This window comes from Shewanella sp. 10N.286.48.B5, assembly GCF_002874355.2.
In the GTDB taxonomy this organism is placed as follows: domain Bacteria; phylum Pseudomonadota; class Gammaproteobacteria; order Enterobacterales; family Shewanellaceae; genus Shewanella.
The window spans coordinates 2,918,205-2,941,763 of record NZ_MCVG02000001.1 but is presented as its reverse complement, the minus strand read 5'-3'; the positions used below and the strand labels follow the sequence as shown (position 1 = coordinate 2,941,763).

Genomic DNA, 23,559 nt, shown 5'->3' with positions numbered 1-23,559 from the left:
CTAGCCAATGGTTACCTAGTTAATATTTACCTAGCCAACTAGGCCTGCATTGTCACAGCGCCGAGATAAAGCATATAGCCACTAAAGCTCACTAAACACAGCGCCCCCGCAGTGCGGCCAAAGGTATAACTTTTTTCAGTAGCAGGGATGTTTCTTTGTTTAAAATAAGTAACCATAAATGCCACAGCGACGATAGCGGTGAGTAACAGCATCATAGGGTAATCACGGGCGACCAATAATTCTGGTAATGGCTGCTTGTCACCTAACAGCGCAGGGAAGGCAATCACCCCAAGTATATTGAAAATATTTGAACCAATCACAGTTGCAAATACCATGTCATGCATACCGCGGCGCACTCCAGCAATGGCTGCTGCTAACTCTGGTAAACTGGTACCAAAGGCAATAACGGTTAGCCCAATGATTAACTCACTGATCCCGGCAGCTTTAGCCAGTTCTACAGCGCCCCAAACCATCAGTTGTGAGGCGGCTAACAGCACACTTAGCATTAATAGCGTTTCCACAGCAGAGCGGCTTTTAGATATTTCTAAAAACTCAACTTCTTCTGCGTCAGCTTCGCCTTTACCCACTAAAAAGGCTAGGTAACCACAATATGCCGCTAACGCTACTAGTAGTAATAAGCCATCTTGGAAGTCTAAATTGCCGTCTGACATTAACAGGGCGCAAAATAAGATTGCCGCGATTAAGATAGGTAAATCTCGACGAATGAAATGGACTTTAATGGATAACGGCACGAGTAAAGCACAAATGCCAAGCACTAATCCTATATTAACGATATTAGAGCCAATACCATTACCAATAGCGAGTTCGCCAGCACCATTTAGGGCTGCGATAGAGGACACGAGAAGTTCTGGAGCTGAGGTGCCAAAAGCCACCACAGTCATACCGATAAAGGACATAGAGACTTTGCAATGCTTAGCCAGAGTCGCAGAACTTGCGATCAACCGGTCGGCACTGACAGATAAAGCGATAAGACCTGCAACGAGTGCAAGTAAAGGTAAAAATAATGACAACATAATATAACGCACTGCAAGGGCTGGTTGTGTTAAGACACGAAAAACCCACGCCCAGCCCTAGCTATATGCGTGTGGTCATTCGAGTCTCGCCAGACGCTTAATGCTAAGCGTTGATTGCACCATGGTCTTCGACCAATTATGTTGACACAACCTCCTGTCGTGGTGACAGAACGGCTACTCCCTCAAATTTGGGCGCATTTTAATCTGTTATTCGATTCGTTTCAATAGCAAATTTGTGGCTATTCGCGTCAAAGCTACTGCCAAGTATTTAGCACTGATATCGCTCGGCTTACAAGCCTTAGTGCTAGGAGAGACTTGTCATGCTAAAAACCGGCTAAGATAAAGGCAACTAACTAAAAGGCCGCTTATTCTTCATTGTCATTAAGGTTATTAAAGAGCGCATCAGCAATGCGTGTAAATGTGGCCAAGTCTTCAACTGGCAGGTTTCGCAGCATTTTTTGATTCACATCGTTTTGGGTTTTTGCAATCAGTACAGCGAGTTTTTTACCGTCTGCAGTCAGTGATAATATCTGACTTCTTTTATCTTCTGGGTTTGCCGTTTTCGTTAGCCATTGGTTATCCATCATTTCTTTTATTAACCGAGCAATTTGTGCTTTATCTCTGGCTAAAAGGTTAACGATATCGTTTGCGGTGCAAGTGTGACTGTTGTTAATCAAGCTAAGGCATTTAACATGCATGGCATTTAAGCCAATTTCATTAGCCTTAAGAGAAGATCGCATGGCTAAACGGTATGAATGTGCGATGTTAAAAATCGCATCAGAAATGGATAAGTGACTCATTTTTGGTTGGCTCTGATAATTAGTTGACTTAGTCAACAATGATAACTATAGTTGACCTTATCAACTTACTAGCTTTTTTTCAAGTCGAAGAGGATGTCTCTATGAAGCCTAGAAAGCCCAATTTGCGCTCTGTACAGGTTGCAGAAATTATTGAGCTGTCGTCTCATTTACGTCGAATTATCTTTAGCGGAACCAGTTTACAAGGTTTTCCGCAGGGGCTTGAAGGCGCGCACGTTAAAGTGTTTTTGCCATCGACGGGCGATGAAGCGCAAAAAATGCGTTCGTACACGATTCGTTTTTTTAACCCACACACTAACCAGCTAGGGTTAGATTTTGTGATTAACCGTCACCAAGGTCCTGCCACCAGTTGGGCAAAAAAGGCAAAAGTGGGCGACCGTATTAGTATAGCGGGCCCAGGTTTGATGAAATTAACTGACTTTAATCACCATAGTTACTTGCTGGTGGGGGATATCACCTCTGTAAATGCCATAAATGGTTACGTGCCTAGATTTAATCCTGATGCCCAAATAAAGGCCATTATTAGCGTGCCTACCCGTGCTGATATCATTGAGATGGATTATGACGATTCAAAAAATACTCATTGGTTTATTGAAGATGAGTCAACAATATCCCTTGAGCAACAAGTACAACTAATCGCTAAAGACTTACCCAAGGATAGTCATGTCTTTATGGGGCTAGAAGCTGGTCAAATACGCGCTTTGAAGCCCGTATTACAACAAGAGCTTGGTTTTGAAAGGCTTAACATCTTTGCTGTTGGCTATTGGAAGCAAGGGATTGATGCTGATCGTTTCGGGGCGTTGAAAAAAGTTAATCCACTGTAAATATCCATGATAACCGTCATAGCCAAGTGACAAGCTATATTATTATCAATCACAGCTAAACCATAGCAGCCAGAGCTATAATTACTGCTAAGCATAAGTATATTAGCGATTAATTGTGCTATATACCTGTTAGTCAGTGGTCAGATATCTGGCTGTTTTGATATTTAAATAAAATAATACCTTTACAATTTTTTAAACTAATGTAAGATTCACCTCGCTCTGACATTCAGAGTTATTAATGAAACATCAAGTAAAAGTAAAGCCTCAGAATTCTACGTTATCGTTGTTCCTCTGTGTTTCCCTTAGCTTCATCGTCACATTAAATAATTCAGCTCTCAGCGCATCGCATTTTCGCGATAAATTTTTTAATTCTTAATTATATAAGGGACACATTATGTCTAACACTACTGGTATCGTAAAATGGTTTAACGAAGACAAAGGTTTCGGCTTCATCACTCAAGACAATGGCGGCGCAGATGTATTCGTACATTTCCGTGCTATCGCTTCTGAAGGTTTCAAAACTTTAGCTGAAGGCCAAAAAGTTTCTTTCGATTTAGAGCAAGGTCAAAAAGGCCCACAAGCAGCTAACGTAGTTGCTATCTAATTTGAAAGTCGACGTCACTGGCTAGCCAGTACGTTACTTCAAATAATTACGCTTTTAGGTTTACCTATTTATCGTAATTATTAAAAAAGCGAACCTTTGGGTTCGCTTTTTTGTGTCTGAAATTCAAGGTATAACGATCTGTGTATCACATCAAGGCGCTTAAGCTTAGTAACTAAAAATGCTGCAACTAAAGCGCTAGCTGGAACGCATTTAATCTTCTAAGCCTGGTAGCCTTTTTTGGCTTTAAGAGAGCTATTTTAATAAAAGCTAAAAGCTTAGCTGGTTAACCCATCTTTTGTCAGAATAAGCTCTTTAACTGCTTGGTAATATTTAACGTAACCTGTGCCGCGACACTCACTGACAATGGTGGCATAATTTAGCTATATATTGACTACAATGTCGGTGTGCTATGCCAAGGTGTGTACCATTAAGCTGAGGAGAATTAAGTGATCAATAGACAATTAATACTACTGCTTAGAACCTGCATAACCATTGGTATTTGCTTAATTTTACTTGGGATTTATTTGCACAACTTTAATGACACTGTTGCTGCAATGGGCGTTAAGGGAATTATCATCAGTTCGATGTGTGTCGCTTTTGGTATGGCACTGTCACTGCCAACTAAAATGTATTTAACTTTTATTTTAGTTGTCGCAGAGACGACTAAAAAAGACCAGCCTGAATGAAGCGTTTTTGGCTTTGAGGTAAGGCGAGTCATGGTTTTTAGTTGGATACTTTTTGACGGCAAACTTGGTTTCTACCGGCTTTTTTAGCTTGGTATAAACAGCGATCGGCTAAGGTTAAAAGCTTGGTTTTATTAACTAGGGTGACGCTGATTGGCACTAACACTTACCACCCCAGCGGATGCTGACAGAAACCCGGTTGCTGAATCACTATGCTCAATCTCGAGCCGTTTAAGCTGCATGGGGAGATCTTCAAGCCAGTGCTTATTTTGATTTGAACTGACAGAAACCAAAATAAATTCTTCGCCACCAAAGCGCACCACCATATCGGCACCTTGGTTTGAAAGTAACTGGGCAAAGCTGACCAAGGCTTTATCGCCCATTAAATGCCCGTAGCGGTCATTATATTTTTTAAAGTGGTCAATATCGATCATCGCCAATGAAAGGCACTGCCCCTGTTTTAAATTGTGTAACAGAGTCGAGAATTGCTTATCGAAATTATAGCGATTATGAATCCCTGTTAACTTATCAGTTTGCGCTTTTTGTGTTTGAATTAACTCGTATTTATATTGTTTTCTCAGCAGTACATCCGTTTGATATTGCATCGCGGTCATGATAGTAACTGTTATCACATAGAAGTTTATACTCCAAATGATATCCACCTCGGTGTTGAATTGGATTATAAGCAGAGCAACACCCAGTAACAGCCAAATAATGAACTTTTGACCTAAGTGAAGTATGGGAATGGCTGTAATAAAAATGGCTGACAGCATAGGGCCGCCTTCATGGAGCTCTTGATGGTTAATAGCATAGCTATAAAAGAATAAACCATTGATGAGGGTAAACAGCACCGCAAAAAATAACAGTATCGAATCAAGGTAACAGGTGGCTGATTTTTTAATACTGAAAATCATTACCATTGCAATTAGGAGGCTGACAATACGGGTTAAGATGTCGGCGAAAGTATAATTAGTGGCTGCAAATGAAGATAGGGTAAAAAATAGCAACACCGTAATTAAGATGTAACTCATCATTACTGCATTTGTGCGTGAGCGTTGATTTAAAGATTGTTGAAATGATAGTTCTGCCTCTTTATCTAACACCCACTTAGCAGGTAACCATTTCATTATTGACTTCCTTAGATTAATACTACGAGATACGACTCAAACCCTCAGTTAACATTATAGTATTAGTTAATTTTTTAGTTAATTTTTATTTCGCATTTTGGCTACTTGATCGATTATTTTATGATTAATCTCGTGACTATTAGTTAGACAGTATTGCATGAATACCCTCTATTCATGCTGTTGCTTTACAAGCCTGATACAGAACTTTAGGGCATATTGGGGCAAGCCTTCTTATTAACTATCTTGTTAATAATCTCAGTAAATTGAGTTACATTGTGGATTTGCTGCTGGTCAATATTGATATGCTCTAACGCAAGTTCAATATTAAGGTTATCAAGTTCTAGTTGCGCGATTAGCGACTTTGCATCTAGCTCTATATGCTCTAGGGTTAAGATAAGAAAGTCATTGCCAAACACTCTAAAAATTAACGACTCTGGCAAAAATGCAGTTAACTTGTTGGCTATAAAGGTAAGTTTTTTATCACCTTCGAGCCAGCCGTGGGTTTTATTGTATTGACCAAAATTGAACAAACTGATGACGTAACAGCAATGATAATGTTTGCTAAATAGCTCTTCGTTTAACGTGATAACGTGCTCTAGATATCGATAGTTATATAAACCGGTAAGCGAATCTTTGTAATAATAGGCAAGCCTTGCTTCTTCAAACTCATCCTTTAAATAATTATGATCAACAGGAATTAGATTAGCACTCTCTAGCACTGGCACAGCTGCTTTTACCGTTTCAGGGCAAAATTGTTTACCTGCCAGCGCCTTTATTTCTGCGATAGCTTCTTGTTTCGATTTACTCATTTTATAGATACGTTTTGAGGTCATTGCATCAAAGGCGTCAACTAAAATGAGAATATGAGAAAGTGGGCAGATCTGTTTGCCTTTAAGTCCCCGAGGGTAACCCGTCCCATCATAGTGTTCATGATGGCACCTGATGATTTCAGCATGTTTTTTAAAGGCTTTAATCGATACCAGTAGCTTGTAGCCGCTGTCTAAATGCTGCTGAATAATTTTGTATTCTTGCGAGGTGAGTTTACCTGGTTTTAGTAGAATACTATCGGGTGTAGATATCTTACCTATGTCATGCATGATTGCTGATTCATAGAGGATTTCCACTTCAGCATTACTAAAGCCCATCTCTTTAGCTATCATCACTGAGTATTGTGCAACCCGCCGCGTATGACCAGCGGTGTAGCTATCGCGCCGCTCCACTAAATCAAGCATAGATGATAGTACTTGACGGTAGTTTTTTACATCTTGTTGCTTGTGTTTTAGTGCCAGCTCTCGCTCTTTGCTATTAAGGGCATTTCTTTCTATCACGTATAAACATATAACCAGTAACACGGATAAAAAGATGGCGATAATGGCGACCAGATTATTGTAAAAATTGAGCTCAACCATCAGCTTGTTGATCTCTTGATCTACTGCATATTCTAAATCATCCACATATACCCCTGTGGCGATAATCCAATCAAAAGGCTTATATAATTTGGCATAGGCCAGTTTTTTAACGATTTCATCATTGGTATTACGTTTGAAATAATACTCGAAGTAAACTTCACCTTGAGCATTAATGCCATCAAGCTCCATCTGGAAGGGGTAGTTACCTTTGATGTCTTGACTGAGGGTTGATAATAGCAGCCCTTCGGTTTCAGGCTGGCTAGGGTGAACTTTTCTAATGGCAAAGTCATCACCACCGGCGTAATTAATCACTTCATTTACCCAAACGTAGGTTTCTGGGTTCTGCAGTTTAATTAGCCTAATAAAGGCAGCGATCCTTTTTTTCGCTTCATTGATAACTTGAGGTGGTAATAATGACAGTGTCATTTGCATATCATCAGCAATCGCTGTGTTAATACTTATTTCAGCCAAGGTATTGTCTGGCTTAGAGGAGTGTAAACTTGGCTTATGGGATGACTGACAAAGAGCTTGTCCTGATTGTGTTAATTGGTATTGAAACTCATCATCGTCAGCGGCTAAAGTTTGTAGCACTTGGCAGCGTTGATGTTCAGGGGTGTTATTAAGTACTAATTTGAATTGTTGCGAATGCGTTTGTAGATTAGTTTGTTGTTTTTGGTATTCGCGCTTAAGGGTTGCTTCAGCTGCGATATGCACCGATGAAACAAGATCAGTAATATGCTCTTTTTTTAATTTAAATAAGTTTTCGCTGATAAGCTGTTTTTGCTTATCGATGACAAAATCTTCTGAGCGATTATCTAGATACAGAATTGATATACAGAATGAAAATACAATCAGTCCAAATAATAATGACTTTCTTAAATGCAGGTTAATCATATCTATAAGTCGCCCCTTATTAAGTTATTGTGACTAATAAGGGCTGATGGAAGCACAGGGGCGTAATATGCCGCTAAGTGCTTGAGGTGTTTGATGCTAGCTGCGCGTATAACGTCAGAAGGTCTTGTAAAATAGCGAAGAATAACAACATAAGTGGTTTGAAAGGCATTGGCCTGAGTAATGCTATCTATTACAGAGGCATCAGCTAACGTGACATATTCTAACGTGACGTCTAGTAAACTAAGATTGAGTAAAGTGAAAAATTGGCTCATCCTTAATCACCTCTAAAAACTCCATTAACTAAACAATAGCGCATTTATTAGTGAAGTTACAACTAAGTTAACCAAAGGGATTGCTGAAATTTTTCAAAGTTAGATATTATTGATTTAATTCAAAAAATATAGCTTGTCACAAGGTGATCTTTCTAGGCAGTTATGGCTAAAAATTCCTATTTACAGGTCAAGGATGAGTTAAAATGACTGGCTAGAGCAATATAACCGCGAACAATTATTTACCGCTTTTACCGCTAATACTGCCCAATATTCCCCGCAAAATCTGTTTGCCAAACTTACTCCCGACAGCGCGTGCAGCTTGTTTTGAAAAGCTCTGCACTAGGCCTTGACGGCGTTTGGTACCAAATAGCAATTCGCTAAACCAATTGCTTTGCTCATCCTCGCTATCGTTTTTGATTGTTGAGTTTGGTTTTTTCTGCGGAGATTTTTTAGTGTCAGCTTTTTCTATAGGAGGCTTGGCAGCAGGGGCTTTCTCAAGTTGTTCGAGTTGATTGAGTCGCTCATAGGCTGACTCGCGGTTAATGGCGATATCATAGTGGCTACCAATTGGGCTTTGGGCGCGACAAGCATTACGCTCAGTCAGTGTTAATGGCCCCATGCGGCAACGGGGCGGAGAGACAAGGGTTTGCTCCACCATACTGGGTACACCATTATCTTGTAAGGTTGATACTAAGGCCTCACCTACGGCTAAACTGGAAATTACCGCGGTAATATCCAGTTTCGGGTTTGTCACAAAGGTTTCAGCGGCGGCGCGCACCGATTTTTGGTCCCTTGGTGTATAAGCCCGCAAAGCATGTTGAATACGATTACCCAATTGTCCCAATATCGCATCGGGTATATCGTCAGGAAATTGTGAGCAAAAATACACCCCAACCCCTTTAGAGCGGATTAGGCGCATAATTTGCTCGATACGCTTAAGTAGATGATCTGGGCTATCCTCAAACAGTAAATGGGCTTCATCGATAAAAAAGGCCAACTTAGGTTTGTCGGCATCGCCCACCTCAGGCAGGTTTTCGTATAGCTCTGATAACAACCATAGTATAAAACTGGCATATAAATTTGGGGTTAATACTAATTTATCTGCCGCCAGAATATTGATTAAGCCATGGTTTTGCTCATCAACGCCCATGATGTCACTTAGCTCAAGGGCGGGCTCGCCAAAGAAAACCTCACCACCGTCACGCTTTAAACTCATCAGCGATCGCTGAATCGCCGCTAATGATTGCGCACTGACTAAACCGTATTCAGCACTGATGGTTTTACGCTCTTTTGAGACCAAGGTCAGAAGCGCTTTAAGGTCGTCTAAATCCAGCAGTAATAAGCCTCGGCTATCGGCTAAGGCAAAAACGATGTCTAAAATGCTGCTTTGGATGTCATTTAGCCCCAGCATTCTGGCTAATAATGTTGGCCCCATTTCACTGACGGTGGTGCGAATAGGGTGACCTTGCTGGCCGAGTAAGTCCCAAAAAACGCATGGATTAGCTTGGGGGCTGAAATTGCTAATACCAATTTTATCAGCGCGGGCTAATAGTTTATCTGACACCTTGCCTGCAGCGGCTAGACCTGAAATATCCCCTTTAATATCAGTAACAAAAACCGGCACACCTTGACGGGAAAAGTTTTCAGCTAACATCATCAGCGAGACCGTTTTACCCGTACCTGTCGCTCCTGCAATTAAGCCATGACGATTACCATAACGCAGTTGTAGCTCAACGGGATTATCGCCTTTACCTATCAATATCGTGTTTGTTGAACTTTGTTTCATTGTCGCTCCTTGCAGATATTGCTTTAGGTAAAAGCACAAAGGGGTGATGGTTAACGCTTATGTAATACGTTTATGGCAATAACAGTGTAGAACAAGAATGTAAAATAAGAATGTCGAATTGATTGGCTGGCGCACAAATGCTGCAACCGGTAAGTAGCATGTCGCTAGTGAGTGATTCATTTTTGTAGCGCTATAGAATCTATAGCTCAAATGAATAATAAAATATTATCATTTTAAGAATTTTTAATAATTATTTTAATCCTCTCCATTGCCGTAAACTAGCCCTATTAAATCAAAGCGAGCTTATTCGATAGTTATTTTGTCACCTTTAATAACATCGCTTTCATCCCAGTGAAGCTAAGGGCAAATTATGAAATTTTTACACACTATGATCAGAGTTGCAGATCTTGAGAAATCGATTGAATTTTATACTGATGTGCTGGGTATGAGTGTGCTCGATAGAGCTGAAAACACTGAATATCGTTATACCTTAGTGTTTGTTGGTTATGCCGATCAGCCAGATGGCACTAGCATTGAGCTGACTTACAACTGGGATACAGACCAGTATGATATGGGTAATGCCTTTGGTCATTTAGCCTTAGGTGTGGATGATATTTACGCTGCTTGCGACAAGATTAAAGATTTAGGCGGAAAAGTCACTCGTGAGCCCGGCCCTGTAAAAGGCGGCGCGACGCACATCGCATTCATCACTGACCCTGATAACTATCAAATTGAGCTGATTCAACTGAGCTAACTGAACCGAGCTAACTGAACTGAGCTCGTTATCTCAAAGCCCTATTACATCGGCTGCTCAATGACCCATTTTTCGAGGAATGACAACATGAAACAAGCATTATTTCAAACGCTGCAACTAGGCCGTCATACACTAACCAACCGCATTGTAATGCCACCAATGACCCGTTCACGTGCTTCACAGCCAGGAAACTTGGCTAATGACATGATGGCAAAATATTATGCTCAGCGCGCACAAGCGGGTTTAATTGTGGCTGAAGGCACGCAGATTTCTGCAATGGGTCAAGGTTATGCTTGGACACCGGGTATTTACAGCCCTGAACAAATTGCGGGTTGGAAAAAAACCACTGATTTAGTTCATCAACAAGGCGGGGTTATTTTTGCTCAGCTTTGGCACGTTGGCCGCGTTACTCACCCTGATAATATTGGTGGCGAGCAACCTATTTCATCTTCTGCCCTTAAAGCTGAAAATGTAAAAGTCTTTATCGACAACGGCACCCAAGAGCCTGGTTTTGTTGATGTGGTTGAGCCACGGGCAATGACCAAAGCAGATATTAAAGCTGTGATTGAAGAATATCGTCAAGCGGCGCTTAATGCGATTGAAGCGGGTTTTGATGGCATTGAATTACATGCTGCTAACGGTTATTTAATTAACCAGTTTATTGATTCAGAGGCGAATAACCGCACCGATGAATACGGCGGCTCAGTAGAAAACCGTTTACGTTTTTTAAGTGAAGTGGTTAGCGCTATGATTGAGGCGATTGGCGCTGACAGAGTTGGGGTGCGTTTAGCTCCATTTACTTCATTAAATGGCACCGTTGATGCTAACCCTGTTGAAACTTACACTGCTGCAGCAGCGTTATTAAATACCCATAAGATTGTGTATTTACATATTGCAGAAGTGGATTGGGATGATGCTCCTGAAACCCCAGCAGGCTTTAAAAAAGCGGTACGTGAAGCATATCAAGGGGTACTCATTTATGCCGGTAAGTATAACGCCGATACCGCAGAGCAAGCGATACAAGATGGCTTAGTGGATATGGTTGGTTTTGGCCGCCCATTTGTGGCAAACCCAGATTTACCTAACCGTATTAAGCATGGTTACCCATTGGCTGCGCATGATCCAGCCACCTTATTTGGTGGTGATGAGAAAGGCTTAACTGATTATTGTGAGTATGCTAGCAACTAATGCCTATAAAGCGCACGCTTGCTAGTTAAGCAGTCGCTAAACAGGTTAAAATATAATAGCCACTTTACTTCACTGTAAAGTGGCTATTTTACTATATGAGGGGGTGGTTAAGCTAACCGCTAATACCTTTCTTTTTATCAATGCATGACGATCCATGCATATTGATACAGCACTTTAGTTAATCTTATTTTCACTGCGGCCTGCTTGTTTTAGGCGCTGATGAGCTGTGTCTGTTTCAATATTACTCTAGAGAATTATCAATGCGCGGAGCGTTATATTTATTTATTGCCACCTTGTTGGCTGCTGTTGGCTGGATTTCGTCAAAGCTTGTGGTTGATGAAATGCCCGGCGAAGTGTTTATTGCTAGCCGCTTTATGTTAGCTAGTCTGATTTTATTACCTTTTTGCTATAAAAGTATTTGGCGATTAAGAGCCAAGCAGTTGCTATTAGCCTGCGGAGTAGGCATTTTCTTGGGGATGTCGTTACAGATTTGGGTGTTTGCGGTATCGATCAGTAATAGCCTGTCTGAAGGGGCATTTATCATGAGTTTAGCGATGATCATTGCGCCTATGACCGCCTGGGTTTTGTTTAAAGTTAAGCCTCACCGCGCATTTTGGTTAGCTTTACCCATCAGTGTGGTAGGGATGATGTTACTGAGTTTAAGTAATGGCTGGCAAGTGGAGACCAGTCAATGGTATTTCTTACTTGCCTCTTCATTGCTGTCTGTTCATTTTGTGTTGAACAAAAAAATTAGTCGCAGTATTAAGCCACTTGATTCGATATGTTTACAGTTATTTATGGTTGGCTTAGTTGCTGCTGTGTATGTAGCCTTTACCCAGCAATTAAGCTTTGAGGTCAATGATAGTTTGATATTTTGGTTTGTGGTTTCTACTGTTATCGCTACGTCAGTGCGTTATGTATTTCAGACTCTAGGCCAGTATCAAGTTAAGATGGAAACCGCGGCATTGATTATGATTTTAGAGCCTATTTGGACCATGATCTTAAGCTTTAGTCTGTTAGATGAGCAAATTTCGCTGCAAAAAGTTATTGGCGGTGCGCTGATTTTTATATCCCTAAGTGTTTATATTAAGCTGTCTAAGCCACCTAAAAACGCTAACTGATGCACTGACAACAAAAAGCCAGTCGTGAGACTGGCTTTTTAGTTAAGGCTCTACAGACCGATTAGAGCTGGTTTAAGTATTTCTCAACGCTGGCAAGTTCACGCTGCTTTAAGCTGACGCAGTTTTTAACACTTTCATCGAGCTTGGCTAAGGTACGGCCAAACTCAGGTGTTTGCGCGACTTTTGGCTTAAAGAATGTGTTGGTTGTATCCAGTGCCGCTAAATCACAACCGCTACCGGTAAACGATGGGATCATCGCCACCGCAAAGGGAGGTAGTTTCGCTTTTATGGCGCTGAAGTTAGCATAGATCCAATCTCTAAAGCGTTGTTTACGCTCATCGGTATAAGCTTGCCCTGCAAAGATATAGCGTAAATCTGGCGCATTGACTTTATCGGTCAAACTATAAGCTAGCACGCTGTTTTGTAGTTTTTCAGTAGGCGCATAGCCTAAGGCATACATTAAACGAGTGCGTTTTTGCGGGTCTTTCGTTACCTCAAATTCAGCTTTTACTTTCGCTAATACCTTACTGTCACCAAAATACACTGCAATATTGAGGTAAGTGCCGATAAGGTACTGGTCAACATCGTTATTACCATTAAGGTACAAGTCAGCTTGTTTTTTAGCGGTTGCAATTGTGGCTTTATCTTTGGCTTCAAAAGCTAATAAGTTAATCAATGTTGGGCGTAACTTACTAATAGATGACTTTTCATCAACTTTTGCAGTAACACCGTACTTCTCGATTGCGCTTTGTGCTCTTGAGGCAATGAACTTAGCCCATAGCTCTTGGTTGGTGTCATCAATAAAGGTGCGTTTTTGAGATTGTAAGTAACCTAATGCGGCAGAGACGATTTGCGGATGTTGGTCATCAATAAATGCGCCTAAAATATTCAGTAACTCACCACCTGAGATAAAGCCGGCATCTAATAAGGCATCAGCTGCTGAGATCAAGGCTTTACGCTCACGAGCTGTAAGCTGGGTTTTAGCATTGGCTAATAAGTTGCTCATTTGTGTTTCATCTAACAACCAGCGGTAGTAACCCATGGCGTCTGAATCTGGATAAATCCAATCAGGACTGAATGCTAATTTGATGGTTTGCGATTGACTGGTGAGTAAAATGGTTTCGGTTGCAACTTTGTCGCCTTTACCGTATTTAACCGATACTGGCACAGTCCAAGACTGCTTTGCAGCTACAGTGCCAGCATTTACAAAGCGGCTTTGTTTAAGGGTTAGCTTATCACCTGCTAATGACACATCGATTAAAGGGTAAGACGATTGTTCAATAAAGGTGCTTAAGATACTGCCAACATCTTTACCAGAGGCTTTTGATAAGGCATTCCAAAGATCATCAGCTTCAGTATTTTGAAAGGCATGATCTTTAATGTATTGACGAATACCCTTATTAAATTCAGCCTCGCCGATATAGTTTTCTACCATATCTAGCACAGCTTCGCCTTTACTATAGGCAAGGCCTAAACCGTCCATAATGTCGGCTTCGGTTTTAATGGGCTTGCGGATAGGCTTGGTCGATACCCGCGCATCTAATGACATCACGTAGTTTTTGGATAATGCTAAGTTAGATTCAAATTCTGGGTGAATTTGCTCGGTCACTTTCGCAGCCATCCAGCTGGCAAAAGCTTCGTTTAACCATAGGTCATTCCACCATTGCATGGTCACTAGGTTACCGTACCATTGGTGTGCTAGCTCGTGGGCAATAATTGAAACGGCAGTTTTTTTGCTATTTTGGCTGGCGGTTTGCTCATCAACTAACAAAATATCTTCACGATAAGTGACTAAGCCTGCGTTTTCCATCGCCCCAAAAGGAAACTCAGGTACGGCAACGCTATCAAGCTTTTGATAAGGGTAATCGACCCCAAAATAATCTTCTAATGCACTAAGCACTAACGGCATTTGCTCGGCTGCATATTTGGCTAGCTCGATTTTCCCCTTAGTGGTTATTACGCGCCCTGGGACTTTCATGCCTGTGACTTCAATTTCTTCAAATTGACCCACAGCATAAGCAACAAGGTAAGAGGATATTGGCTTGGTTTGAGCAAATACGTGAGTTGTCAGGCCATCTTTGGTTGCAACTGAAAGCTCTGGGGTATTGCTGTAAACCTTTTCAGTACTTGGGGCTGTGATGGTGACTTGAAAAGGGATTTTATATTCTGGTTCATCAAAGCTTGGAAAACTGCGGCGCGCATCACTCATTTCAAACTGGGTAAATAAGTAGGGCAGGCCGCCATCAATGGTTTTATACAGGCCGACAGATTGACGGTTATAAGGAGCTGTGAAATCCATTGAGAAAGAATATGCACCAGGTTCGATAGTATGTGGGCAGTTAAACAAAACCACCCCAGTATCTTGCATGATTACATCTAGTTGGCAGTCTTTGTTGTTAGCTGATTTGGCATCTAACTGGATATTGCTAGCAGTGTATTCTAAGCCGTTAAGTTGTAATTGCTTAGTGGCTTCAAGCACTTCAATTTGAATGGCTGTGCTGCCTGAGAAGTTATCTTTTACTGGATCTAAGTTGAGCTTAATACTTTGTGATAGTGGCTTGGCGACTTTACTTAGCACGTATTCATTGGCTAAGGCGTCGGTACTTCCCACAAATGAGAGCGTAACTAGCCCTGCAGTGACGATTCGATACATGTTATTTCCTGTTGTTTTAATTATCATTCCATGATGTTTAATGGCATTGATTAGGATTGAGTGACTATTAGCGTTTTTATTGATAATGATTGTATTCATAACGCTTGTATTGGAACCATTGCATTGATGATTCTATAGGGTCATTTAAAGCTGATGCTGATTATAACAAGTTAACAGCTAAGCGGTAACTTACGAGCATCATTTAAGTTGGGGTTGTTGTAACAATTGATGACTTGCTTAGAGTATTTAGTGTGATTACTTAGAGTAGCGCTTGATTGAAGCATCATCTAATCCCAGCTTGGCGATTGCTAGGTATTGAGTTACTTATGGCTTAGAGCTGATTTAATGGCCGAAATAAGGCAAATATTATCGTTGAGGTTTGCCTTATATTCGGATCTTGTGTTCTTAGTATCAAAAGTAGTTTTTAGTATCAAATGCCGATTTTAAATTATTAGCAAACTCGATAAATTTCTCTTTAATGGTGCGCTTGATAGACACCTCCAGCGAGCCCAAAATAACCTTACCCTCAATGGTGATGACAGGAGCTTGGCGGGTTGCGATAGAAGGCGCTTTGTTTTCAATGCTACTGACGAGCCCGTAAGTTTTACACACCACATTAATGCCTTCAGGAACATAGATACTGCTACTGCCCAAAAAGCAATTAATCTCAATGGTGACATGTTGATGCTGAAAAATGGCATCACTAAAGTCCAGAGTGGTTTCGCCAATAATATTATTAACCTTAATAACCTTTGGCACCACCCATTGGCCGCTACGTTCACTGTTACCTAATATGCTGGTTAAGCGCATATCTTCAGTGGCAGTTTTGCTGCCATAGTTTGGCGCAAACTGGTGGTCTTTTTGCTGACTATAGTCAGTATCAGCGGTTAAGGTTAGGTCTGCGACCAGTGCGACGATCTCTTGATGAACACTTGAGTTCATTGCCTCATCAAGGCGTCTTTCAAAGGCTTCAGCAGAGATAATGCCGTGGCTATAATTGACAATTAACTGATCGATAACTTGTTCTCTGACTTGCTCAATAGGGCGATCTTCTAAAATCACGGCCATAATGTCACTCCTTGGACTTTATAGTACATAGTGACTCAGATTTTAGTCACTAGGGTAGATGTTGTATTTAAGTTAAATTAAAGCAATATGCAGGCCAGTTTAAAGATGCTGTATAAAAACAGTGCTTTATCATTCTTGCAGCATTGCGTTATCGTTTTTAACCTTTATAAATGCAAATGATATAGTGAAAGTAGCCAGCTGAATTAGTCAAAATAACCAGTGAACAGCCATGGGTTTGTCATTTTTTCTACGTATAGTTACGCTATAGAGCCATCTGCACCCGCTATTACGGATTTTTTATGGTTTAAAAGCTCCATAAAGATTGGTGTCTAGCACTCTTTTTTTCTCAATGGAAAAGCCTAAAATGCACCGCATCGGCATCACCTATGAGGAAAATCATTATGTCACACCCAATTATTGCAGATTTGAATAAACGTTATACTGTGAAAAAGTATGATTCAAGTAAGCGTATTTCAGCAGCGGATATGGACGTAGTGAAACAAGCGATTCGTTTAACTGCTTCTTCTATTAACTCACAGCCGTGGAAATTTATCGTATTAGAAACTGATGTGGCAAAACAACGTTTTCATGAAACGTTTGCCAATATGCACCAGTTTAATCAGCCTCATGCTACTGAAGCCTCCCATGTGATTTTATTTGCCCATAACCCTAAGTTCACTAAAGATGACTACAGAAAAGTTGTTGATGTTGAAGTGTCGTCAGGTCATTTACCGGCAGACATGTATGACAACATGCTAAATGGTGCTTTTGGTTTTGCAGAGCAAAATACTGATGACAGTGGTTTTAATGGCCATTGGACTAAAGCGCAAACCTATATTGCTATTGGTAATACCTTGCATACGCTAGCTCGTTTAGGGATTGCTTCTACATCGATGGAAGGTGTTGATCCAAGCTTAATTGGTGAAATTTTTAAAGAAGAGTTAGATGGTTACGTTTGTGAGTTTGCGCTAGCAATGGGTTATCACAAAGAGGGTGAAGATTATAACTTTGGTTTACCTAAATCGCGTTTACCTGAACAAGATGTCATCACTGTTTTATAAACTATATTTGGTCGTTTAAATTATAGCTTGTAACACCTTTCTAATTGATTATTCTGTCCCTGTTATTAAAGCCCATCATGTACTCATGATGGGCTTTTTTGTGTTGAGTATTTTTAAAAGATTAAATCAGCAGCTTAGTCTCCATTTTAAACAGTCACTATTTCACAGGAAGGTGGAAAATTTTAGGTTCGGCTTTAATAAGCCCTAAATGACTGATAATGCTGCAATGTAACCCGTCACATTAACGTTGAGCATGAGTTAAACCTTTATAGGGACTGACTTTAACTGGAATACTGATGAAATTGAGTAGCCTCTGCAAGGTGCTATTCATACGTGTCATGCCATGAACCGCTGGCGCTGAAACGATATTATGAAGAATGGAATGTATTTGATGGGAGGCATGAATATTGATGGATGAATGCAGCTGCTTTGGTTGATAGTAATATCATTAAGGCATTGCGCAATCGCTAACAACAGACAGTATTAAGAAGAGGAATTACTTAGCTGCAGCTTATTGATAAAGCCGCCATTATGTTCAGTGTTTCAAGTCGTTCTCAACATGGTAAGTTATTCCAAAAAGTGTAGAGTCATAACTAAAGCGACTAAAAATGCTGATAAAATGGTAAAAAGGTGGGATTAATAATGACGTATTAGCTTGATTTTACTCTCCCAGTAATGGCTTGGGAGAGTCGTGAAAGTAAACTATAACTTCTTTAATAAGGAACTTGGTTTTGCCATAAATTGTTGTTTACCGCCTTGTCATAGCCGTTTTGGTATAAGGCTTCCATGTACTGCTGATCAAACATTTTCTTGGTGGCAGGTTCTGCATCAAACTTGTCGTCAATATAAGTGAATGACAAATCGTAGTTATTTACTTCGCTGTAATACAGCATTCGATATAAATCACCTCTAGCTTGTTGAATCGTCATACTTTTCAAACTGCGATTCAGTAGTTCAAGGCCTTTATCATGTAGGGAAATATAAGGTGATTTTAATACCCCGTTACGGATAACGTGAATATTAGTTGGTTGCTGATAACCTAAAGCCTGATTGACTAACCCATAATCGAAATTACCTGGGTCGACAAACATTTGTGAGTTCATGCCGCCATCAACATGTAGTTCTTCTAGAGGCTTTCCATCTATCTCAACATTGATGAATTGTGGTGGAAACACCCCTGGAATTGACGAGCTTGCGGCTAAAATTTGATGAACTAAGTCATATTTATTTGGTAAGTTACTGGCAGCAATTTGGCCAATATTCCAGATCATCAGCTCGCCAGAATCAAACTGCGTAGTGCCAATAAATAGTCGACGCCCTTTTTGGTGTTCAGTCGCTATTTTATCAATCATTGTAGCAGGGTAAAACTGCTCCACTAGCTCATATAGACTACTGCCATCAGTAAAGGCATCTTTAAAAAGAGCATTTAAAAAATTGCGTTTACCTAATATAGCCTTATCGTTAAGGCCTAGCATGACTTGCTTTAATCGATGAATTTCATCACCACCAATAAATGCAAATGGTGCAATCAAAGAGCCTGCACTGATCCCTGTGACAATGGTGTATTGCGGTAGTTGATTACTATCATAAAGGCCGTTTATTACTCCGGTGCCATAAGCACCCTTAGCACCACCACCCGATAACACTAATATATTTAGCTTTTCTGACGCACTTGCTAATGGTGTGGTGTTGGTGGTTGCATCATATAAAAACGCAGGTTGTTCATCAGCCCAAAATCGATAAGGTTCAGCTATTTCGGTTTGATCCGCCGCCACGAGAGCATCTTTGTAATTGTTAGCATCAACCCGTTGTTCAAGTTGATGATTTGAGCTACAGGCCGTTATGAACAAGGCAAAAAATATTAACTTAATAAGGTTCTTCGGGGTGTTCATTAGTGTCTCCATTTAGCCGTTTAGCGGCTAAAAATCTAAAGATATTTTAAATCAAATTAGCAATATTATAGAAGCGAAAGCGGTTTCTATGATCTGCTGATAATTAATATTAGAAGGTTAATGGACATTGTGTAATCTGTTAAATCGCGTTTGAAGGATTTAACCCTCACAAAACGGCTATCGTGAATTGCTATCGTGAATTGCTATCGTCAATTGGGGGTAGATGGGCGATTTATCGATTTTAAACCGTGTAAATCTCACGCTTTTACTACTCTATAGCGGTTAATTTTATTACTTCAATGTTAATGATGATGGTTCGATCCTTCATAAGCGATTACAAGGTAAGGGTTAAATTAATTACTATAAATTTAATTATTCAGGCTCATACAGCAAAGATGCAAACTTTAACCTAATATTAGGCTTGAGCTACTTTGATGATTCACTAGCCAAACCCTAGCAATCAGAGATACATGGAGTTAATTATGACCGTGTTTTACCGTTCTACCCTTGCAGTGCTTATTTCATTAACATTAGTGGCCTGTGGCAGTGATGACAGCCATAGTGTTACAGATCCAGAACCTGAAGTACCCGTTGTCGAGCCACTGCCACCACAGCAGATTGATCTGATTATTGGTGATAGCACCGTAATGGGGCTTAAAGAGTCAGTGGTGATTAATGATTTAGAGGGTACGGCAACGCGAGTTGAGTTAGAGGCGTTTAAAGGCATTACTTATGCGACTTCTGCGCGCTTTGAGCACAGTGTGGTCACAGAATTAACAGATGTGGTCGATGCAACGGTTTTTGGTGATGCTTGCCCGCAACTTGATTTAACGGTGCAGGAGCAATCAGAAGATTGTTTAAACCTTAATATTTGGCGCCCAGAAGATACGGTCGAGTCCGCTGATTTACCTGTTTATGTGTTCATTCATGGTGGTGATTTTGAATTTGGTTCAGGCTCAGACCCGCTAGTACAAGGCGATAATGTTGTCGCTCAGGGGGCATTAGATGATAAACCATTTATTGCGGTCACTCTAAATTATCGTTTAGGTATTTTAGGTAGCTACTGGCTTGATGGTAGTAAGAACGACAAAGGCGGTAATTTTGCTTTAGGTGACCAAAAACGCGCGCTTGAATGGGTCAATAACAATATTGAATTATTTGGTGGTAACCCAGATAAGGTTACCCTTGTTGGCCAAGGCGCTGGCGCCATGTCAGTAGGGATTTTACAGCAAACCGAAAACAGTGAAAGTTTTGCTGGTGACTATTTCCAGCGCGCTATTATGCAAAGCAACCCTTATGGCTTTGATTATAAGTCTTATGATCAAGCCAAAACCTTTCAAGGTAAGTTACAAGATTATGGCGATGAGTTATTTGCTGAAGAAGGCTCTGTGGTACTTGATGAGTTAACCCTTGAACAAATCATGCAAGTGCAGGAAAAGGCACTAAATCCATTAGCGAAAGTTGGCGCTTGGTCAGGATTAGACTGTATTGATGTGGATAACTTAGTAGGCAGTGGTTTATGTTTAACCTCTAAACTTAGCGCTGAAACTACGCCGTTAGCCAATTTAAAGCCTTTTTCGCCTTATGTTGATTTTCGCGCTAGAGGCGGTATTTTTGTCCCTGAAATCAGTGGTTATCATTTAAAAGCGCAGCCAGCATTAACTGAATTAAATGTACCGACTGTATTAGGCTTTAACAGTAATGATTCAAGAACAACGGCATTTCTGCCGAGTTTAACTTCATTAATACCGACGATTATCAATTTAATCCAACAGCTTAATGATGCGCCTGAAGATCCTGATTTAGCCGCTTTAGATATTCAGGCTTGGTTAGAATCCCAAGATAACTTGGCATTGTTAGAGCAAGAGTTAATGGCCATAACAAACTCAGATGTTGAAGCCCAAGTTGAGTTAGGTGACATTTTACCTAGCACAGCCTATGACGCCATTACCCGCTTTTTCTTTGGCTTAGGCAATGGCGCTATCATAGATGAACTGTTTAAATTAACGGACTTTTATCCAAACGATGAAAGTGAGTTAAGCGGTGCCACAGGTAATATGGCGCAATTTAATTTACTCGTTAACGATATGCTTTTCAGTGGTCCAGCACGGGTTATGGCCAAGCAAACCAGTGATAATGGTGTGGTGCCAGTGACTTTTTATAACTTTGATTACAAACCAAGCTTTAATGTGTGGACCACAAGTAATGAAGCAACATCCATTGACCTTGCAGCGCTAATTAAATCAATTAGCTGCATTGGTAACATTTGTAATGGTGCGGAATTACCATTTGTGTTCAATAAACCTTATACCGTGACAGGTAACAAGGTTACTCCAAGTGATAGTGATATGATGTTAATGGATAAATTGTCACGTCTTTGGTTTAGTGATGAGCTGTTTGATAACTATCAATTCAATACCAGCGATGACAATGTGTTAGTGATTGATGGTGACACCAATATACAATTTGAGTCTGATTGGGATAAAAGAAAGCAAGCTGGTATAGACCCAGAGTTACGCGAAGGTCGCTTAACGGGTCTTGAGGATTTAGGCTTAATTTTAGGCTACTTTAATTAATGACTAAATAAGCTTTATCTTTATCGCTTTGATTGGCGGCTAGCATTTGCTAGCCGTAATTTTTTAACCATAATGACGGTATATCAATGAACATGCATTCTATTTCTAAGTGCCTAACTGTACTTAGCTTTATTATTGTTACCATAGTGGTGACTGGCTGCGCAACGTCTTACCCTGAGGTTGAGGACGGTTTTCAAGCGGATTGGGACTCGAAAAAATACCATGCTGATTTGTACTTAATCCCTACCGCACCAGAAGCCTTAGCGAGGCGTATTGAGCTAGTGCGTCAAGCCAAAAGCTTTATTGATATAACTTACTTCTCATGGAACAAAGATACGTCGGGATTAATGCTTTTTGCCGAAATTAAGCAAGCTGCCGATCGCGGTGTAAAAGTCAGAGTAACCCTTGATGACTTGTTGGTGTTTAATGAAAAGTGGCTTGCAGAGCTCGCCCACCATCAAAATATCGATATTCGTATTTTTAACCCTTTCGACTCTCGAAAAATGGGTTGGATTGGCCGTGCGATGGACTTTCAAATTCATCAGCAACAGCTGGATAATCGCCTGCACGAAAAGTACTTTAACGTTGATGGTCACAATATGATTTTAGGTGGCAGAAACATTGGCGATGACTACTTTGGCTATAGCACTGAGGCAAACTTTTTTGATTTAGATGTCATTTTTAAAGGTGATGTCATTAAGGCTTTTGAAGCGAATTTTGATGGGCTGTGGGGCACTGATTATTTGATCCCAATCGAAATGCTTGTAGAAGTGAAGCAGGTGGGAGTATTTACCGAGTTTGAAAAAACTTATCGGCAACAAACTGAAAACCGCCAACAAGTGGTGAATGCGATTAATCAGCAAGTGCAGAGCTTAACAGAAGTGGGTTATACCGCAGCTGTTGTGAAACCTGTCTTTGATTCGCTTGAAAAGATGAAAGACAGTAAGCCATATTTTAGAAGTCGAGTTGAAAATCTAATGACTGATCCGGTGAATGATGCCAAGAAAGCCGTAATTTCAACGCCTTACTTAATTCCAACCGATAATAAATTTACCATTATTGAAAAGCTTAGTGCCAATAATGCACAGATCACTTTAATCACAAATTCATCGGCATCAAATGATTCGGGGTTTGTGCCGGCATACTTTGAAAAGCATCGCCCACTGTTATTAGATATGGGGGCGGATTTATATGAATATAAAGATCATGCTAAAAATAGTGATCATTTTTACCATAGTGATACTTATTACCATAATAAGACCTTTATCTTTGATGACTTATATTCCTACATTGGATCATCGAACTTTGATCCACGTTCAGATTTTTTAAATATTGAGTTTGGGGTGTTAATCAAGAGCCCAGAATTCGCCTTGACGTTAGAGCATTACTTACTGGCCAATAAAGAATTGCTTTATTGGCATGTAACTCAACAAGAAGACGGCAGTATTAACTGGCAATCAGGTGATGAAAGCTATGACGCTTCGCCTCATTATGGTGGTTGGCATGCTTTACCGGATTGGCTGATAAGGAAAATGAATGGCGAGTCAGAGCTTTAATTAAAGCCATATTTAGGGGCTAGTACGCTTTCTTTACGTAAGTCATTTAACGCCACAATATAAGAGCATGTTAGCTAAGAGTTTGTTAGGTAATAGATTACTGACTAAGAGATTATTTGCTAACAGATTATTTGCTAACAGGTTATTAGCTGAGAGGATTAGTTGAGAGTTTGTTAGCTGAAAGGATTACTAGAAATAAACAATAATCCATTGTTTTTATATACGTCCAACCCCTTGCA

18 protein-coding genes are annotated in these 23,559 nt (G+C 40.4%); 9 read left to right on the top strand and 9 right to left on the bottom strand.

Annotation, left to right across the window (positions count from 1 at the left end; translation table 11 throughout):
- Positions 1-38: 38 nt before the first annotated feature.
- Together BCU57_RS12665 and BCU57_RS12660 are read right to left on the bottom strand one after the other, a co-directional pair.
- Positions 39-1,034, bottom strand: a complete 996-nt coding sequence (locus BCU57_RS12665; RefSeq protein ID WP_241901121.1) for a calcium/sodium antiporter — start codon at positions 1,032-1,034, stop codon at positions 39-41.
- A gap of 365 nt (positions 1,035-1,399) precedes the next feature.
- Positions 1,400-1,834, bottom strand: coding sequence for a MarR family winged helix-turn-helix transcriptional regulator (locus tag BCU57_RS12660; protein WP_102439129.1), 435 nt, complete (start codon positions 1,832-1,834; stop codon positions 1,400-1,402).
- A gap of 101 nt (positions 1,835-1,935) precedes the next feature.
- On the opposite strand from BCU57_RS12660, the gene BCU57_RS12655 reads away from it, so the two are divergent.
- The 3 genes from BCU57_RS12655 to BCU57_RS12645 all read left to right on the top strand — a co-directional run bounded on the left by BCU57_RS12655 (position 1,936) and on the right by BCU57_RS12645 (position 3,966).
- The gene (locus BCU57_RS12655) at positions 1,936-2,676 is read left to right on the top strand and encodes a siderophore-interacting protein (protein ID WP_102439128.1); all 741 of its coding nucleotides are present in this window, start codon (positions 1,936-1,938) and stop codon (positions 2,674-2,676) included.
- A 394-nt stretch (positions 2,677-3,070) separates the two neighbouring features.
- Positions 3,071-3,280 (top strand): cold-shock protein, encoded by a 210-nt coding sequence (locus tag BCU57_RS12650; RefSeq protein ID WP_076539522.1) that lies wholly within the window; start codon positions 3,071-3,073, stop codon positions 3,278-3,280.
- Positions 3,281-3,726: 446 nt separating this feature from the next.
- Positions 3,727-3,966 carry a hypothetical protein gene (locus BCU57_RS12645; protein WP_102439126.1) on the top strand — a complete coding sequence of 80 codons (240 nt, stop codon included), beginning with the start codon at positions 3,727-3,729 and terminating at the stop codon, positions 3,964-3,966.
- 131 nt (positions 3,967-4,097) lie between these two features.
- On the opposite strand, the gene BCU57_RS12640 is transcribed toward BCU57_RS12645, so the two are convergent.
- From BCU57_RS12640 to BCU57_RS12625, 4 genes are all read right to left on the bottom strand, one after another.
- Positions 4,098-5,090 (bottom strand): diguanylate cyclase domain-containing protein, encoded by a 993-nt coding sequence (locus BCU57_RS12640; protein WP_413211433.1) that lies wholly within the window; start codon positions 5,088-5,090, stop codon positions 4,098-4,100.
- 206 nt (positions 5,091-5,296) lie between these two features.
- Entirely contained in the window at positions 5,297-7,393 is a 2,097-nt protein-coding gene (locus BCU57_RS12635) for an HD domain-containing phosphohydrolase (RefSeq protein WP_102439122.1), read from the bottom strand.
- Positions 7,394-7,395: 2 nt separating this feature from the next.
- Positions 7,396-7,665 (bottom strand): hypothetical protein, encoded by a 270-nt coding sequence (locus tag BCU57_RS12630; RefSeq protein ID WP_102439120.1) that lies wholly within the window; start codon positions 7,663-7,665, stop codon positions 7,396-7,398.
- Between the two features lie 235 nt (positions 7,666-7,900).
- The gene (locus BCU57_RS12625) at positions 7,901-9,451 is read right to left on the bottom strand and encodes a helicase HerA-like domain-containing protein (RefSeq protein ID WP_102439118.1); all 1,551 of its coding nucleotides are present in this window, start codon (positions 9,449-9,451) and stop codon (positions 7,901-7,903) included.
- 370 nt (positions 9,452-9,821) lie between these two features.
- Here BCU57_RS12625 and gloA point away from each other — a divergent pair, with 370 nt between their 5' ends.
- The 3 genes from gloA (at position 9,822) to BCU57_RS12610 (ending at position 12,514) form a co-directional block, all read left to right on the top strand.
- The gene (gloA, locus tag BCU57_RS12620) at positions 9,822-10,205 is read left to right on the top strand and encodes a lactoylglutathione lyase (RefSeq protein WP_102439116.1); all 384 of its coding nucleotides are present in this window, start codon (positions 9,822-9,824) and stop codon (positions 10,203-10,205) included.
- Positions 10,206-10,292: 87 nt separating this feature from the next.
- The gene (locus tag BCU57_RS12615) at positions 10,293-11,393 is read left to right on the top strand and encodes an alkene reductase (RefSeq protein ID WP_102439114.1); all 1,101 of its coding nucleotides are present in this window, start codon (positions 10,293-10,295) and stop codon (positions 11,391-11,393) included.
- A gap of 260 nt (positions 11,394-11,653) precedes the next feature.
- Positions 11,654-12,514, top strand: coding sequence for a DMT family transporter (locus BCU57_RS12610; RefSeq protein ID WP_102439112.1), 861 nt, complete (start codon positions 11,654-11,656; stop codon positions 12,512-12,514).
- 61 nt (positions 12,515-12,575) lie between these two features.
- Here the strand turns inward: BCU57_RS12610 and BCU57_RS12605 are convergent, their stop codons facing one another.
- Both BCU57_RS12605 and BCU57_RS12600 read right to left on the bottom strand, forming a co-directional pair.
- Positions 12,576-15,167, bottom strand: coding sequence for a M1 family metallopeptidase (locus tag BCU57_RS12605; RefSeq protein ID WP_102439110.1), 2,592 nt, complete (start codon positions 15,165-15,167; stop codon positions 12,576-12,578).
- Positions 15,168-15,578: 411 nt separating this feature from the next.
- Entirely contained in the window at positions 15,579-16,235 is a 657-nt protein-coding gene (locus BCU57_RS12600) for a LiaF domain-containing protein (protein WP_102439108.1), read from the bottom strand.
- Positions 16,236-16,636: 401 nt separating this feature from the next.
- Here BCU57_RS12600 and BCU57_RS12595 point away from each other — a divergent pair, with 401 nt between their 5' ends.
- Positions 16,637-17,296 carry a nitroreductase family protein gene (locus tag BCU57_RS12595; RefSeq protein ID WP_102439106.1) on the top strand — a complete coding sequence of 220 codons (660 nt, stop codon included), beginning with the start codon at positions 16,637-16,639 and terminating at the stop codon, positions 17,294-17,296.
- A 713-nt stretch (positions 17,297-18,009) separates the two neighbouring features.
- Here BCU57_RS12595 and BCU57_RS12590 read toward each other — a convergent pair.
- Complete coding sequence (locus tag BCU57_RS12590) at positions 18,010-19,188, bottom strand: patatin-like phospholipase family protein (RefSeq protein WP_102439104.1); 1,179 nt, start codon at positions 19,186-19,188, stop codon at positions 18,010-18,012.
- 482 nt (positions 19,189-19,670) lie between these two features.
- Between BCU57_RS12590 and BCU57_RS12585 the strand changes: the two genes are divergently transcribed.
- A complete protein-coding gene (locus BCU57_RS12585; RefSeq protein ID WP_102439102.1) occupies positions 19,671-21,764 on the top strand; it encodes a carboxylesterase family protein in 2,094 nt (697 codons plus the stop codon).
- Between the two features lie 86 nt (positions 21,765-21,850).
- Positions 21,851-23,320, top strand: coding sequence for a phospholipase D family protein (locus BCU57_RS12580; protein WP_198589942.1), 1,470 nt, complete (start codon positions 21,851-21,853; stop codon positions 23,318-23,320).
- Positions 23,321-23,559 lie beyond the last annotated feature (239 nt).

Coding starts and splice junctions, on each gene's coding strand:
- BCU57_RS12660 (WP_102439129.1), bottom strand. CDS start 1,834: ATGAGTCACTTATCCATTTCTGATGCGATTTTTAACATCGCACATTCA.
- BCU57_RS12630 (WP_102439120.1), bottom strand. CDS start 7,665: ATGAGCCAATTTTTCACTTTACTCAATCTTAGTTTACTAGACGTCACG.
- BCU57_RS12635 (WP_102439122.1), bottom strand. CDS start 7,393: ATGATTAACCTGCATTTAAGAAAGTCATTATTATTTGGACTGATTGTA.
- BCU57_RS12655 (WP_102439128.1), top strand. CDS start 1,936: ATGAAGCCTAGAAAGCCCAATTTGCGCTCTGTACAGGTTGCAGAAATT.
- BCU57_RS12650 (WP_076539522.1), top strand. CDS start 3,071: ATGTCTAACACTACTGGTATCGTAAAATGGTTTAACGAAGACAAAGGT.
- BCU57_RS12590 (WP_102439104.1), bottom strand. CDS start 19,188: ATGAACACCCCGAAGAACCTTATTAAGTTAATATTTTTTGCCTTGTTC.
- BCU57_RS12580 (WP_198589942.1), top strand. CDS start 21,851: ATGAACATGCATTCTATTTCTAAGTGCCTAACTGTACTTAGCTTTATT.
- BCU57_RS12640 (WP_413211433.1), bottom strand. CDS start 5,090: ATGAAATGGTTACCTGCTAAGTGGGTGTTAGATAAAGAGGCAGAACTA.
- BCU57_RS12665 (WP_241901121.1), bottom strand. CDS start 1,034: ATGTTGTCATTATTTTTACCTTTACTTGCACTCGTTGCAGGTCTTATC.
- gloA (WP_102439116.1), top strand. CDS start 9,822: ATGAAATTTTTACACACTATGATCAGAGTTGCAGATCTTGAGAAATCG.
- BCU57_RS12610 (WP_102439112.1), top strand. CDS start 11,654: ATGCGCGGAGCGTTATATTTATTTATTGCCACCTTGTTGGCTGCTGTT.
- BCU57_RS12585 (WP_102439102.1), top strand. CDS start 19,671: ATGACCGTGTTTTACCGTTCTACCCTTGCAGTGCTTATTTCATTAACA.
- BCU57_RS12625 (WP_102439118.1), bottom strand. CDS start 9,451: ATGAAACAAAGTTCAACAAACACGATATTGATAGGTAAAGGCGATAAT.
- BCU57_RS12595 (WP_102439106.1), top strand. CDS start 16,637: ATGTCACACCCAATTATTGCAGATTTGAATAAACGTTATACTGTGAAA.
- BCU57_RS12600 (WP_102439108.1), bottom strand. CDS start 16,235: ATGGCCGTGATTTTAGAAGATCGCCCTATTGAGCAAGTCAGAGAACAA.
- BCU57_RS12615 (WP_102439114.1), top strand. CDS start 10,293: ATGAAACAAGCATTATTTCAAACGCTGCAACTAGGCCGTCATACACTA.
- BCU57_RS12605 (WP_102439110.1), bottom strand. CDS start 15,167: ATGTATCGAATCGTCACTGCAGGGCTAGTTACGCTCTCATTTGTGGGA.